Source organism: Mycobacterium sp. IDUB_19 (assembly GCF_055419445.1).
Window position 1 is genome coordinate 1 of record NZ_JBVAXR010000018.1, and the last position, 14,888, is coordinate 14,888.

Annotated in this window: 12 protein-coding genes and 1 tRNA gene; 12 read left to right on the forward strand and 1 reads right to left on the reverse strand. The window is 66.1% G+C overall.

All coding sequences use genetic code 11. The annotated features are described in order from the left end of the window. A tRNA-Arg gene (locus ACZY0B_RS15690) sits at positions 1–76 on the reverse strand. A 115-nt stretch (positions 77–191) separates the two neighbouring features. Here ACZY0B_RS15690 and argS point away from each other — a divergent pair. The 12 genes from argS to rfe all read left to right on the forward strand — a co-directional run bounded on the left by argS (position 192) and on the right by rfe (position 14,693). After that, entirely contained in the window at positions 192–1,844 is a 1,653-nt protein-coding gene (argS, locus tag ACZY0B_RS15695; RefSeq protein ID WP_463765056.1) for an arginine--tRNA ligase, read from the forward strand. Next, on the forward strand, positions 1,841–3,259 hold the full coding sequence (gene lysA, locus ACZY0B_RS15700; RefSeq protein WP_463765057.1) for a diaminopimelate decarboxylase: 1,419 nt from the start codon (positions 1,841–1,843) through the stop codon (positions 3,257–3,259). Before argS ends, lysA begins: the two co-directional genes overlap by 4 nt. 3 nt (positions 3,260–3,262) lie before the next feature. Next, the gene (locus ACZY0B_RS15705; RefSeq protein WP_463765058.1) at positions 3,263–4,588 is read left to right on the forward strand and encodes a homoserine dehydrogenase; all 1,326 of its coding nucleotides are present in this window, start codon (positions 3,263–3,265) and stop codon (positions 4,586–4,588) included. Further along, a complete protein-coding gene (thrC, locus tag ACZY0B_RS15710; protein WP_463765059.1) occupies positions 4,585–5,667 on the forward strand; it encodes a threonine synthase in 1,083 nt (360 codons plus the stop codon). The genes ACZY0B_RS15705 and thrC overlap by 4 nt, the downstream gene beginning before the upstream one ends. 22 nt (positions 5,668–5,689) lie before the next feature. Continuing rightward, positions 5,690–6,625: a homoserine kinase gene (thrB, locus tag ACZY0B_RS15715; protein ID WP_463765139.1), complete on the forward strand. Its 936-nt coding sequence runs from the start codon at positions 5,690–5,692 to the stop codon at positions 6,623–6,625. A gap of 268 nt (positions 6,626–6,893) precedes the next feature. Further along, positions 6,894–8,762, forward strand: a complete 1,869-nt coding sequence (gene rho / locus ACZY0B_RS15720; protein ID WP_463765061.1) for a transcription termination factor Rho — start codon at positions 6,894–6,896, stop codon at positions 8,760–8,762. An 11-nt stretch (positions 8,763–8,773) separates the two neighbouring features. Further along, positions 8,774–10,348 carry a fatty-acid--CoA ligase FadD1 gene (gene fadD1, locus ACZY0B_RS15725; RefSeq protein WP_463765062.1) on the forward strand — a complete coding sequence of 525 codons (1,575 nt, stop codon included), beginning with the start codon at positions 8,774–8,776 and terminating at the stop codon, positions 10,346–10,348. A gap of 184 nt (positions 10,349–10,532) precedes the next feature. Then, on the forward strand, positions 10,533–10,775 hold the full coding sequence (gene rpmE / locus ACZY0B_RS15730; protein WP_463765063.1) for a 50S ribosomal protein L31: 243 nt from the start codon (positions 10,533–10,535) through the stop codon (positions 10,773–10,775). A 101-nt stretch (positions 10,776–10,876) separates the two neighbouring features. Continuing rightward, entirely contained in the window at positions 10,877–11,950 is a 1,074-nt protein-coding gene (gene prfA / locus ACZY0B_RS15735; protein ID WP_463765064.1) for a peptide chain release factor 1, read from the forward strand. After that, complete coding sequence (gene prmC, locus ACZY0B_RS15740) at positions 11,947–12,792, forward strand: peptide chain release factor N(5)-glutamine methyltransferase (protein WP_463765065.1); 846 nt, start codon at positions 11,947–11,949, stop codon at positions 12,790–12,792. The genes prfA and prmC overlap by 4 nt, the downstream gene beginning before the upstream one ends. After that, a complete protein-coding gene (locus ACZY0B_RS15745) occupies positions 12,789–13,442 on the forward strand; it encodes an L-threonylcarbamoyladenylate synthase (protein WP_463765066.1) in 654 nt (217 codons plus the stop codon). The genes prmC and ACZY0B_RS15745 overlap by 4 nt, the downstream gene beginning before the upstream one ends. Before the next feature lie 42 nt (positions 13,443–13,484). Further along, positions 13,485–14,693 (forward strand): UDP-N-acetylglucosamine--decaprenyl-phosphate N-acetylglucosaminephosphotransferase, encoded by a 1,209-nt coding sequence (gene rfe, locus ACZY0B_RS15750; RefSeq protein WP_463765067.1) that lies wholly within the window; start codon positions 13,485–13,487, stop codon positions 14,691–14,693. The last annotated feature ends 195 nt before the right edge of the window (positions 14,694–14,888 follow it).

Below are 14,888 nucleotides of genomic sequence, written 5' to 3' on the forward strand. Positions count from 1 at the left end.
TGGTGCCCCCGGCAGGATTCGAACCTGCGGCCTTCTGCTCCGGAGGCAGACGCTCTATCCCCTGAGCTACGGGGGCGCAGTGATAAAAATGCTGCGCCATTGGGCCCCGACAGACTAACGCATCCGGGTGGCCGCTTCGTCACCGCAATGGATTCGGGGCGTAGGCACGCTAACCAATAGGATGGACGCTCGTGACACCCGCTGACCTGGCTGAGCTGCTCAAAACCACCGCATCCGCGGTGCTTGCCGAGCATGGCCTTGACGTGTCGGCGTTACCGGCGACGGTCACCGTGGAGCGCCCTCGTAATCCCGAGCACGGCGATTACGCGAGCAACCTGGCGATGCAGCTGGGCAAGAAGGTCGGCGCCAACCCGCGTGAGCTGGCCGGATGGCTCGCCGAGGCGCTGACCGGCGCCGACGGTGTTTCCTCGGCGGAAGTCGCGGGCCCGGGCTTCATCAACCTGCGCCTCGAGTCATCGGCGCAAGCCAAGGTCGTGAATAACGTCATCGACGCCGGCGACCGCTTCGGTCACGCCGACACGCTGGCCGGCCGCAAGATCAATCTGGAATTCGTCTCGGCCAACCCGACCGGACCGATCCACATCGGCGGGACCCGGTGGGCCGCGGTCGGCGACGCGCTGGGCCGGCTGCTCTCGACACAGGGCGCCGATGTCGTCCGCGAATACTATTTCAACGACCACGGCGCGCAGATCGACCGATTCGCAAGCTCGCTGATCGCGGCGGCCAAGGGGGAGCCGACCCCGGAGGACGGCTACGCCGGCAGCTACATCGTCGACATCGCCGCGGACGTGCTGCAGAAGGCGCCCGACGCGCTCAGCCTGCCCGACGCCGAGATGCACGAGACCTTCCGCGAAATCGGCGTCGACCTGATGTTCACCCACATCAAGGCATCGCTGCACGAGTTCGGCACCGACTTCGACGTCTACACCCACGAAGAGTCGATGCACACCAGCGGCCTCGTCGACCAGGCCATCGCCAGGCTTCGCGAAACCGGCAACGTCTTCGAGAAGGACGGCGCAACTTGGTTGCGCACCAGCGCTTTTGGCGACGATAAAGACCGCGTCGTGATCAAGAGCGACGGCAAACCGGCCTACATCGCCGGCGATATCGCCTATTACCTGGACAAAAGGCAGCGCGGTTTCGACCTGTGCATCTACATGCTCGGTGCCGACCACCACGGGTACATCGCCCGACTCAAGGCGGTGGCGGCCGCGTTCGGCGACGACCCGGCCACGGTCGAGGTGCTCATCGGTCAGATGGTCAACTTGGTCCGCGACGGCCAGCCGGTGCGGATGAGCAAGCGCGCAGGCACCGTGATCACGCTCGACGACCTGGTGGACGCCCTCGGCGTGGATGCCGCGCGCTACAGCCTGACCCGGTCGTCGGTGGACACCGCCATCGACATCGATCTGGCGCTGTGGTCCTCGGCGTCGAATGAAAACCCGGTCTATTACGTGCAATACGCGCATGCCCGGCTCTCGGCGCTGGCGCGCAATGCCGCCGAGCTCGGCCTGATCCCCGACACCGGGCACCTCGAATTGCTCAGCCATGACAAGGAGGGTGCGCTGCTGCGCACCATCGGAGAATTCCCGCGGGTGCTCGACTCCGCTGCGTCCCTGCGGGAACCGCACCGGATCTGCCGTTATCTGGAGGACCTCGCCGGTGATTACCACCGGTTCTACGACTCGTGCCGGGTATTGCCCCAGGGCGATGAACAACCCACCGACCTGCACATCGCCCGCCTGGCGTTGTGCCAGGCCACCCGCCAGGTCATCGCCAACGGGCTGGAAATACTCGGCGTCAGCGCCCCGGAGAGAATGTGAACGTCCATCCTGCCGGTCCCCGGCACGCCGAAGAAGTCCGTCACGCGGACAGCCCGCCCCGGCCGCAGTCGCCGGAGGAGCTGCTGGCGTTGGCGCCGAATGTCTGGCCGCGCAACATGGTTCGCAACGAAGCCGGGGTCGCGGTCATCGCCGGTATCCCGGTGACCAATCTGGCCCAGGAATACGGAACCCCGCTCTTCGTCATCGACGAGGACGACTTCCGCTCGCGCTGCCGAGAGATCGCGACGGCATTCGGCGGCGGCGCCAATGTCCACTACGCCGCTAAAGCATTCCTGTGCACCGAGATAGCGCGCTGGATCGACGAAGAGGGCCTCTCGCTCGACGTGTGCACCGGCGGGGAATTGGCCGTTGCGCTGCACGCCGACTTCCCGCCGGAGCGGATTACCTTCCACGGCAACAACAAATCTGTCGCGGAGCTGACGACCGCGGTCAAAGCCGGTGTGGGACATGTCGTGGTGGACTCGATGACCGAAATCGAGCGCATCGAAACCATCGCGGGTGAGGCGGGCGTCGTCCAGGATGTCTTCGTCCGACTTACCGTCGGCGTCGAGGCGCACACCCACGAGTTCATCTCCACCGCGCATGAGGATCAGAAGTTCGGTCTGTCGGTGGCCGGCGGCGCGGCCATGGCAGCGGTGGAGCGAGTATTCGCGACCGATCACCTGCGACTGGTCGGGTTGCACAGCCACATCGGTTCGCAGATCTTCGACGTCGCCGGCTTCGAACTGGCCGCGCGCCGTGTCCTCGGGCTGCTGCAGGAGGTCGTCACTGCGTTCGGTGTGGACAAGACCGCGCAGATCTCCACCGTCGATCTCGGTGGCGGCCTGGGCATCTCGTACCTGGCCTCCGACGACCCGCCCCCGATGGCCGAACTGGCCGCCAAGCTGAGCACGATCATCAGCAACGAGTCCGCGGCCGTGGGCTTACCCACCCCCAGGCTCGTGGTCGAGCCCGGTCGGGCCATCGCCGGACCGGGGACCATCACGCTCTACGAAGTCGGCACCGTCAAGGACGTCGAGGTCAGCACCACGGCAATCCGCCGTTACGTCAGCGTCGACGGTGGCATGAGCGACAACATCCGCACCGCGCTCTACGACGCGCAGTACGACGCCCGGCTGGTGTCGAGGACCAGCGACGCACCGGCGGCGCTGGCCCGCATCGTCGGAAAGCACTGCGAGAGCGGCGATATCGTCGTGCGCGACACCTGGGTGCCCGGCGATCTCAGGCCGGGGGACCTGCTCGGCGTGGCCGCGACCGGTGCCTACTGCTATTCGCTCTCAAGCCGTTACAACATGATCTGCCGGCCCGCCGTGATAGCGATTCGCGATGGGCGGGCCCGCCCGATCCTGCGCCGGGAGACGGTCGACGATCTGCTGAGTCTGGAAGTGAGGTGAACTGTGTCCGATAATGGAAAGCCAGTCGGCGTAGCGGTACTCGGGTTCGGCAACGTCGGCAGCCAAGTCGTCCGCATCATCGAGGAGAGCGCGGACGATCTCGCGGCCCGTGTCGGTGCGCCTCTCGCGCTGCGCGGCATCGGAGTCCGGCGCGTCGCAGCCGATCGCGGTGTCCCCGTCGAGCTGCTCACCGACAACATCGAAGAGCTGGTGTCGCGGGAAGACGTCGATATCGTCGTCGAATTGATGGGGCCGGTCGAGCCGTCGCGCAAGGCAATCCTGGCCGCGCTCGAGCACGGCAAGTCCGTCGTCACGGCCAACAAGGCGTTGTTGGCCACATCGACCGAAGAACTGGCGCAAGCAGCCGAAAATGCGCATGTCGACTTGTATTTCGAGGCGGCAGTCGCGGGCGCGATCCCGGTCATCCGCCCGCTCACCCAGTCGCTGGCCGGTGACACGGTGGTGCGGGTGGCCGGCATCGTCAACGGCACCACCAACTACATCCTTTCCGCGATGGACAGCACCGGCACCGATTACGCCAGCGCCCTGGCCGACGCGAGTGCGCTGGGCTACGCCGAGGCCGATCCCACGGCCGACGTCGAGGGCTACGACGCCGCGGCCAAGGCCGCGATCCTGGCCTCGATCGCCTTCCACACCCGGGTGACCGCCGACGACGTCTATCGCGAAGGCATCACCAACGTCACCCCGGCGGACTTCACGTCCGCACATGCGTTGGGCTGCACCATCAAGCTGCTGTCGATCTGCGAGCGCATCACCACAGACGACGGTCAGCAACGGGTCTCGGCGCGGGTCTATCCGGCGCTGGTGCCGCTGTCGCATCCGCTGGCCACCGTCAGCGGGGCCTTCAACGCGGTGGTGGTGGAGGCCGAGGCGGCGGGGCGGCTGATGTTCTACGGCCAGGGCGCCGGCGGCGCGCCCACCGCATCGGCGGTGACTGGTGACTTGGTGATGGCCGCCCGCAACCGGGTGCTGGGCAGCCGTGGGCCAAAGGAGTCCAAGTACGCCCAATTGCCGATCGCGCCAATGGGTTTCATATCCACCCGTTACTACGTCAGCATGAACGTCGCCGACAAGCCCGGCGTGTTGTCCGCGGTGGCAGCTGAATTCGCCAAGCGCGAGGTCAGCATCGCCGAAGTCCGTCAGGAAGGCGTCGCGGACGAAGGTGGACGTCGGGTTGGGGCCCGCATCGTGGTGGTCACGCACAGCGCCACCGACGCTGCACTCTCCGAAACAGTGGACGCGCTGGCCGATTTGGACGTCGTGCAGAGTGTGGCAAGCGTGCTGAGATTGGAAGGAACCAGCATATGAGCACGCCGCGGACCGCCATCCACAAACCCTGGCCGGGCCTGATCGCCGCCTACCGCGACCGGTTGCCGGTCGGTGACGACTGGACGCCGATCACCCTGCTCGAGGGTGGTACCCCGCTGATCCCCGCGGCCCGGCTGTCGGAAATGACCGGCTGCACGGTCCACCTCAAGGTCGAAGGTCTCAACCCCACCGGGTCCTTCAAAGACCGGGGCATGACGATGGCGGTCACCGACGCGGTGGCCCGCGGGCAACAGGCCGTGTTGTGCGCGTCGACCGGAAACACCTCGGCGTCCGCGGCCGCTTACGCTGCGCGCGCCGGCATCACCTGCGCGGTGCTGATACCCCAGGGCAAGATCGCGATGGGCAAGCTCGCGCAGGCGGTTATGCACGGCGCCAAAATCATTCAGATCGACGGAAACTTCGATGACTGCCTGGAGCTGGCTCGCAAGATGGCCGCCGACTTCCCGACGATCTCCTTGGTCAACTCGGTCAACCCGGTGCGTATCGAGGGACAGAAGACGGCTGCGTTCGAAATCGTGGACGCCCTGGGCACCGCTCCAGACGTCCATTCGCTTCCCGTCGGCAACGCGGGGAACATCACCGCTTACTGGAAGGGCTACACCGAGTACCACCAGGAGGGCATGTTCGAGAAGCTGCCCCGCATGCTGGGTACCCAGGCGGCCGGAGCGGCACCCCTGGTACACGGCAAACCCGTCAAGAACCCCGAGACCATCGCCACCGCGATCCGCATCGGTTCACCGGCGTCTTGGTCGGCCGCGGTTGCGGCCCAGGAGCAATCCAATGGGCGCTTCCTGGCCGCGACCGACGAGGAGATCTTGGCGGCATACCATCTGGTGGCCGAATCCGAGGGCGTGTTCGTCGAGCCCGCGTCCGCGGCCAGCATCGCGGGTCTGCTCAAGTCCGTCGAAGACGGGTGGGTGGCCCGCGGATCGACCGTGGTGTGCACGGTGACGGGCAACGGCCTCAAGGATCCCGACACGGCGCTGAAGGATATGCCGAGCGTTTCGGCGCTGCCGGTGGATCCTGTACTGGTCGTGGAGAAGTTGGGGCTGGCGTAGTGAGTGCTTGCCGGTGAATCAGATGCTGCCCGCCGGGCTGGTGGCCAGTGCCGTGGTGTCGGCGTCCAGCGCCAACCTTGGCCCGGGTTTCGACAGCATCGGTCTGGCGTTGAGTCTCTACGACGAGATCGTCCTGGAGACAATCGATTCCGGCTTGGTTGTGCAGGTCGAGGGAGAGGGCGCCGGTCAGGTACCGCTGGGCCCCGAGCATCTGGTGGTGCGTGCCATCGAGCGTGGGTTGCAGGCCGCCGGCGTCTGCGCTCCCGGGATGGTGGTGCGCTGTCGCAACGCCATCCCGCATTCTCGCGGCCTCGGCTCGTCCGCGGCCGCGGTGGTGAGCGGCCTTGCAGCGGTCAATGGCCTTGTTGCACAGACGGATTCGGATCCACTCAGCGAAGCGCAGCTGATCCAGCTGTCCTCGGAGTTCGAGGGTCACCCCGACAACGCCGCCGCCGCGGTGCTGGGCGGCGCGGTCGTTTCCTGGATCGACCGCACCGGCGACACGCCCGACTACTCGGCCGTCGCCCTGGCCCTGCATCCCGATATCCGGCTGTTCTGCGCGATCCCCGAGGAGCGCTCCTCGACCGCGGAGACCCGGGTGCTGCTGCCCGCGCAGGTCAGTCACGAGGACGCCAGGTTCAACGTCAGCCGGGCCGCATTACTGGTGGTCGCGCTGACCGAACGCCCCGATCTGCTGATGGCAGCCACCGAGGACGCGCTTCACCAGCCGCAACGCGCACCCGCGATGCCGGCCTCGGCGGAATATCTGCGACTGCTGCGGCGTCTTAACGTGTCAGCGACACTCTCGGGGGCGGGTCCGTCTGTCATTGCACTGACGACGAAGCCGGAGCTGCCTTCGGAGGCGCTGGACTATGGCTCTGCCCACGGATTTACCATTACCGAGATGACAGCCGGCGAAGGAGTTCGCTGGGGTCCCGGTGCCACAATCGCCGGTTAATCCACAGGCTCACCGGAGGGTTTGCTTGCTTCAGGCTCAGATGCGGGTTATCCTCGGCATCGTCCAGCAATCGCAGGATTCTGCATCTGCATACATACTGCCTTGCCGCTGGGATAACACCAATTCTTCTCGTGGACGAGGTTCGCCGTTTTCTCCGCCCATCCAGGCGACCACCGTCGCAGAGTCGATGATTGGGCGCATTCGGCAATTTGGCTGAATGCAACGAACCCCTCGTATGACGTGATCAGCGAGGGAAGAAAGGAAATCCGTGACTGATACGGACCTGTTCACGGCTGACGAAAGCACCGACAGCAATCAGCTGTCGAACGCCGTGACCACCGACACTCCAGACGTCAAATCCAACGTCTCGGCCGGCTCCCTGTCCACCATGGTGCTGCCCGAGTTGCGTGCGCTGGCTAATCAAGCCGGTGTCAAGGGCACGTCGGGTATGCGCAAGAACGAACTCATTGCCGCGATCAAGGAAATCAGGGGACAGGCCAACGGCACTTCCGCCGGCGCCGCCCCGTCCGAGGACACCGGCAAGTCTGACCAAGAAAAGAACGAACAGAAAACTGACGGCGAAGCGCCGACTGCCCAAGGGGAACAGAAGGATTCGGCGACCGAGGGTGGCCCGCGCCGGGAACGACGCGGCGCCTCCCGTGACGCGGGGTCGGCCGCCCGCACCGCCGATGAGTCGGATCGCGAGGGCTCGGAGAACCGCAACGGCACCGCCACTCGCGAGGCCGACAAGCGTAACTCCGACAAGCGTGACTCGGGCCAGAAGGAAACCAAGACCGACGAGCGCTCATCCGACGCCGGCGACCAGCAAGGCTCGGGCGGCCAGCAGAATCGTGGTGGCTCCAATCAGCAAGATGACGACGGCGACGGGCGCCAGGGCCGGCGGGGCCGCCGGTTCCGCGATCGCGATCGCAGGCGCCGCGGTGAACGCTCGGGCGAAGGTGGCGGCGACGCCGAACTGCGTGAGGACGACGTCGTCCAGCCGGTAGCCGGCATCCTTGACGTTCTCGACAACTACGCCTTCGTGCGTACTTCCGGCTATCTGGCCGGTCCGCACGACGTCTACGTGTCCATGAACATGGTGCGCAAGAACGGCCTGCGCCGCGGAGATGCGGTGACCGGCGCGGTTCGGGTGCCCAAGGAGGGCGAGCAGACCAACCAGCGGCAGAAGTTCAACCCGCTGGTCCGCCTCGACAGCGTCAATGGCGGTCCGGTCGAAGACGCGAGAAAGCGGCCCGATTTCAGCAAGCTGACGCCGCTCTACCCCAACCAGCGGCTTCGTCTGGAGACCACTCCGGACCGGCTGACCACGCGGGTCATCGACCTGATCATGCCGATCGGTAAGGGTCAGCGCGCCCTGATCGTGTCGCCGCCCAAGGCCGGTAAGACGACGATCTTGCAGGACATCGCCAACGCGATCACGCAGAACAACCCGGAATGCCACCTGATGGTCGTGCTCGTCGACGAGCGGCCTGAGGAGGTCACCGACATGACGCGTTCGGTCAAAGGCGAGGTCATCGCCTCGACGTTCGACCGGCCACCGACCGACCACACGGCCGTCGCCGAGCTGGCCATCGAGCGCGCCAAGCGGCTCGTCGAGCAGGGCAAGGACGTGGTGGTGCTGCTTGACTCGATCACCCGCCTGGGCCGCGCGTACAACAACGCGTCGCCCGCGTCGGGCCGGATCCTGTCCGGTGGTGTCGACTCCACCGCGCTGTATCCGCCGAAGCGCTTCCTGGGCGCCGCACGCAACATCGAAGAAGGCGGGTCGCTGACCATCATCGCCACGGCGATGGTCGAGACCGGATCCACCGGTGACACGGTCATCTTCGAGGAGTTCAAGGGCACCGGTAACGCCGAGCTGAAGCTGGACCGCAAGATCTCGGAGCGCCGGGTCTTCCCGGCGGTCGACGTAAACCCTTCTGGCACAAGAAAAGACGAGCTGTTGCTCTCGCCCGATGAGTTCGGCATTGTGCACAAGCTCCGCCGCGTGCTGTCGGGTCTGGATTCCCACCAGGCCATCGACCTGCTCATGTCGCAGCTGCGCAAGACGAAGACCAATTACGAGTTCCTGGTCCAGGTGTCCAAGACGACACCGGGGAACATGGACAACGACTAACGTCGCAAGCTGTGGCGGAGACGCTTCAGCAACTGCTTCGTGAACGTCTGGCGCAGGACACGCCCGCGCTGAAGTACGGCGACCAGGTCTGTACCTGGCGAGAACACCTCGCCGATGCCACCGCTACTGCCGCCGCGCTGGTCGGCGTCGCCGATCCGGGCCGTCCGCTGCATGTGGGCACGTTGCTCGGCAACACTCCCGAAATGCTCACCGCCATGGCGGCGGCCGCCCTCGGCGGGTATGTGCTGTGCGGAATCAACGACACCCGTCGCGGCGCCGCACTGGCCGGCGATATCTTGCGGGCCGACTGCCAGATCCTGCTCACCGATCCAGCCCACAAGGGGTTGCTGGATGGGCTGGAACTGCCCGGTGTGCAGGTGTTCGACGTGTCGAGTGAGTCCTGGTCGGCACGGCGTGACGGTGCCGGGCCATTGACCCCATATCGCGAGGTCACACCCACCGACACCTTCATGATGATGTTCACCTCGGGGACCAGCGGCGACCCGAAGGCTGTGCAGGTTACCCATTTCACCGTGCTGTTTGCCGGCGCAACCCTGATCGCGCGATTCGAGCTCGACGCTTCCGATGTCTGCTACATGTCGATGCCCCTGTTTCACGCCAACGCGCTATTTACCGGATGGAGCGTGGGGGTGGGCGCCGGCGCGGCTATGGTCCCCGCGACGTTCTCGGCGTCTCGGCTGCTTCCCGATCTGCGCAGGTACGGGGCCACCTTCATGAACTACGTCGGCAAACCATTGGCCTTTGTGCTGGCCACGCCGGAGCGGCCCGACGACCGCGACAACCCGCTGCGGGTCGCTGTTGGCAACGAGGCGAGCGATCGCGATATCGCCGAGTTCAGCCGTCGTTTCGACTGCACGGTGTGGGACGGCTTCGGTTCCACTGAGGGCGCGATCATCATCACCCGCGAGGACGGCTGCCCGCCCGGATCGCTCGGCAAGGGCTTCCCGGGCGTCGCCATCCACAACCCGGAGACTGGCGCGGAGTGCGCGGTCGCCACATTCGGCGACGACGGCGCCCTGACCAACGCCGAGGATGCGATCGGGGAGCTGGTCAACGCCACCGGCGCGGGATTGTTCGCCGGCTATTACAACGACCCCGAGGCGACCGACGCACGCCTCCGCCAGGGGATGTTCTGGTCGGGTGACCTGGCGTACCGAGATGCCGACGGATGGCTCTACTTCGCCGGTCGCAGCGGGGACTGGCTGCGCGTGGACGGCGAGAACATGACCACCGCGCCCATCGAGCGCATCCTGCAACGGTTGACGCCGATCAGCCAGGTCGCCGTGTACGCGGTCCCGGACGAACACGTCGGCGACCAGGTGATGGCGGCGATCATCTTGCAGGACGACGCCGAGCTCACGCCCGACGAGTTCGAGCGGTTTTTGGCTGGTCAGCCCGACCTGTCTCCCAAGGCGTGGCCACGGTATGTCTGGCTCACCGATCGGCTGCCGACCACGGCGACCAACAAGGTCGTCAAACGGGAGTTGACCGCCCGCGGAGCAGCGCCCGAGGGCGGCGTCTTGTGGACGCGCAACGGGCAACGGGGGCCCTACAGACGGGCCTGACCCGCGAAAGCCGGACGGGTTACGCCACCGGGAATGTGCGGGCGCATCTCGGTGTTTGGGGAGAAGGTGGTTGACCTGGCATAATCGAGCGTCGACTGCCCGGGACCGCCTCCCGTTCTTTAGTTCCCGCCCGACGGCCGGATCCCTGCGGGGGACCAGGGCGACAACGATCGAAGAGGACATCATGAAAGCTGACATTCATCCCGCCTACGTGGAGACCACGGTGCTCTGCGGCTGCGGCAACACTTTCCAGACCCGCAGCACCAAAGAGGGTGGCCACATCACCGTCGAGGTCTGCTCGCAGTGCCACCCCTTCTACACCGGTAAGCAGAAGATCCTGGACAGCGGTGGCCGCGTGGCGCGTTTCGAGAAGCGCTACGGAAAGCGGAAGGCCGGAGCCGACACGGCGGAGTCGACCGACAAATAGCTGCCTTACCGACGCCCGAACTGTGCACGACGTTGCGCAGGCCGGGCGTCGGTTCGCGTTTGCGGGAAATAAGCTCGCGGAGAACGGGGAGGAGGTGTGTGATGACGAAGCCGGTACAGACGATTGACGTGCTGCTCGCCGAACACGCCGAACTGGAGCAGCGACTTGCCGATCCCGCGCTGCACAGCAATCCCGACGAGGCGCGCAAGGCCGGCCGGCGATTCGCCCGCCTGGCCCCGATCGTCGCCACGCACCGCAAGCTGGAGTCGGCCCGCGGCGACCTGGAGGCCGCGCGAGAACTGGCCGCCGACGATGAGTCGTTCGCCGAAGAGGTCGTCGAACTCGAAGCACGCGTGGCCGAACTGGACACCCAACTCACCGACATGCTCGCGCCGCGCGATCCGCATGACGCCGACGACGTCGTGCTGGAAGTCAAATCCGGTGAAGGCGGCGAGGAATCGGCATTGTTCGCGGCCGATTTGGCCCGTATGTACATCCGCTACGCCGAGCGGCATGGGTGGACCGTGACGGTGCTGGACGAAACCATCTCCGATCTGGGTGGCTACAAGGATGCCACCCTGACCATCGCCAGCAAGGGCGACTCGGTCGACGGGGTGTGGTCACGCTTGAAGTTCGAGGGCGGGGTACACCGCGTACAGCGGGTCCCTGTGACGGAATCCCAAGGCCGCGTGCATACTTCGGCGGCAGGCGTGCTGGTCTACCCCGAGCCCGAGGAAGTAGGCGCGGTGCAGATCGACGAGACCGATCTGCGTATCGACGTCTACCGGTCGTCCGGCAAGGGTGGGCAGGGTGTCAACACCACCGACTCGGCGGTGCGAATCACCCACCTGCCCACCGGAATTGTCGTCACCTGTCAAAACGAACGATCACAGCTGCAGAACAAGATCCGGGCGATGCAGGTGCTTGCCGCCCGTTTGCAGGCACTCGCCGAGGAGCAGGCACAGGCCGACGCATCGGCGGATCGGGCCAGCCAGATCCGCACCGTGGATCGCAGCGAACGAATTCGCACCTATAACTTCCCGGAGAACCGGATCACTGATCACCGAATCGGTTTCAAGGCACACAATCTCGACCAGGTTCTCGACGGCGACCTGGATGCGTTGTTCGACGCATTGGGCGCGGCCGACAAACAGGTGCGGTTGCAACAGGCATGACGGTCCTGCGGCGCGCCATCGACTCGGCTGCGGCGTTGCTCGCCGAAGCCGGAATCGATTCTGCGCGTTGCGATGCCGAGCAGTTGGCCGCTCACGTCGTCGGCGCCGAGCGCGGCCGGCTGACCCTGATCGAGTCGATCGACGACGAGTTCTTGGTGCGATACCACGACGTCATCGCTGCGCGCTCGCGGCGAGTGCCGTTGCAACATCTCACCGGCACGGCGCCATTCGGCCCGGCTGTGCTGCACGTCGGCCCCGGCGTCTTCATCCCGCGCCCCGAGACGGAGGCCATGTTCGAGTGGGCCGTGGCGCAGCGCCTCCCCGCGGCGCCGGTGATCGTCGATCTGTGCACCGGATCCGGTGCCTTGGCGGTGACGTTGGCCCGCCACTGGCCGGCTGCGCGCGTCATCGGCATCGACGACTCCGATGCGGCCCTGGACTACGCGCGCCGCAACGCCGAGGGTACCGCGGTCGAGCTGGTCCGCGCGGACGTCACCAAACCCGATCTGCTTCCCGAGCTGGACGGACGAGTCGACCTGGTCGTGGCCAACCCGCCCTACGTGCCCGATGGTGTCGCGCTGGAACCCGAAGTCGCGCAGTATGATCCAGCGCATGCGGTATTCGGTGGCCCGGACGGGATGGCGGTGATCCCCGCGGTCGTCGGCCTTGCCGGACGCTGGCTTCGCCCCGGTGGCCTGCTCGCCGTCGAGCACGATGACACCACGTCGTCGCGGACCGTCGGATTGACTCAGAGCACCGGGTTTTTCGACGACGTCCGGGCGCGCCAAGACCTCACCGGCCGGCCAAGATTCGTCACTGCCTCAAGGAACGGTGCCGAGTGACTGAGGTATTCAATTGCGCTGAGCCCGAACAGCGTTCGACCGGAATCGCCTCGGCGGTCGGTGCGCTCAAGGGCGGCCGACTGGTGGTGATGCCGACTGACACGGTGTACGGCATCGGCGCGGACGCCTTCGACAACTCCGCCGTTTCCGCATTGCTTTCGGCGAAGGGACGCGGCCGCGACATGCCGGTCGGCGTGCTGGTGGGTTCCTGGCACACCATCGAGGGCCTGGTCTACACGGTGCCGGACGGGGCCCGCGAACTGATCCGCGCATTCTGGCCTGGCGCACTGAGTCTGGTGGTGGCCCAAGCACCGTCGCTGCAGTGGGATCTCGGCGATGCCCGTGGCACCGTCATGCTGCGGATGCCGCTGCACCCGGTTGCGATCGAGCTGTTGCGCGAGGTCGGGCCGATGGCGGTATCCAGCGCTAACGTCTCCGGTCGTCCGCCCGCGGTGAACGCCGCCGAGGCGCGCAGCCAACTCGGCGATCTCGTCGACGTCTATCTCGACGCGGGGACCTCCGAACAGCAGGCCGCCTCGACGATCGTCGACCTCACCGGGGAGACCCCGCGCCTGCTACGAGCCGGACCGGTCAGTGTCGAGCGAGTCGCGGAAGTGCTCGGAATGGACCCTGGACGGTTGATCGCCTAGCGGCGAAGCGGTCACGAAGCACCGATTCAGGTCTGAAGGAAGGTGGCGTACGGTCGCGTGGTGTCTAGCGACGTAGCAAGTCTTGCCGCTGGTCTGCACGCCCTGTCCGACCGCGGCGCCGGAGTTCCGCTGCGCGAGCTTGCGTTGGTCGGACTGACCGCCGCGATCATCACCTATTTTGCGACCGGCCCGGTGCGCGTGCTGGCCACCCGCTTGGGTGCGGTCGCCTATCCGCGCGAACGTGACGTGCACGTGACGCCGACCCCACGCATGGGCGGGCTGGCGATGTTCGTCGGTGTTCTCTCCGCGGTGTTCTTGGCGTCCCAGCTTCCCGCGCTCACCCGCGGTTTCGTCTATTCCAGTGGTATGCCCGCGGTGCTGGTGGCGGGCGCGGTGATCATGGGCATCGGACTCATCGACGACCGGTGGGGCCTGGACGCTCTGACGAAATTCGCCGGCCAGATCACCGCCGCCAGCGTGCTGGTCACCATGGGCGTCGCGTGGAGCGTGCTGTACATCCCGTTCGGTGGCGTCGGCACCATCGTGCTGGACCAGGCGTCGTCGATCCTGCTGACGCTGGCTCTGACGGTGTCGATCGTCAACGCGATGAACTTCGTCGACGGGCTCGACGGGCTGGCGGCCGGGCTGGGACTCATCACCGCGCTGGCGATCTGCATGTTCTCGGTCGGTCTGCTCCGCGACCACGGCGGCGACGTGCTGTTCTATCCGCCCGCCGTCATTTCCGTCGTGCTGGCCGGGGCCTGTCTCGGCTTTCTGCCGCACAACTTCCATCGCGCCAAGATCTTCATGGGCGACTCCGGCTCGATGCTGATCGGCTTGATGCTTGCTGCCGCGTCCACCACCGCGGCCGGCCCGATCTCGCAAAACGCCTACGGCGCCCGCGACGTATTTGCTCTGCTGTCACCGTTCCTGCTGGTGGTCGCGGTGATGTTCGTGCCGATGCTCGACCTGCTGCTGGCCATCGTGCGGCGCACCCGTGCGGGCCGCAGCGCGTTCAGTCCCGACAAGATGCATCTGCACCACAGGTTGCTACAGATCGGTCACTCGCATCGCCGGGTCGTACTGCTCATCTACTTATGGGTGGGCATCGTCGCGTTCGGCGCCGCCAGCACGATCTTTTTCAACCCGCGCGATACCGGCGCGGTCATGCTGGGCGCCATTGTGGTAGCCGGTGTCGCGACGGTGATCCCGCTCTTGCGCCGTCGTGATGACTACTACGACGAGGAGTAGTAGTAGCGCTGACCTTATGGTACGGTGCAGGTAGAACCCCGAAAAGAATCCTTAGGGTTGCCGGCCAACCGGGCCGTCGGATCGTTTTCCGACAGTGCCGATCGACGACCGACAAAGGGAGATACCCCTTGAGTGATTCCACTGTGACGTGCGATACGCTCGGCGGGCCACCGATCAGTCGGTCGGAAGGTTTCC

Bases quoted from the DNA above. Each gene is read 5' to 3' on its own strand.
- thrC (WP_463765059.1), top strand. From the start codon at position 4,585: ATGAGCACGCCGCGGACCGCCATCCACAAACCCTGGCCGGGCCTGATC.
- thrB (WP_463765139.1), top strand. From the start codon at position 5,690: ATGCTGCCCGCCGGGCTGGTGGCCAGTGCCGTGGTGTCGGCGTCCAGC.
- rpmE (WP_463765063.1), top strand. From the start codon at position 10,533: ATGAAAGCTGACATTCATCCCGCCTACGTGGAGACCACGGTGCTCTGC.
- prfA (WP_463765064.1), top strand. From the start codon at position 10,877: ATGACGAAGCCGGTACAGACGATTGACGTGCTGCTCGCCGAACACGCC.
- prmC (WP_463765065.1), top strand. From the start codon at position 11,947: ATGACGGTCCTGCGGCGCGCCATCGACTCGGCTGCGGCGTTGCTCGCC.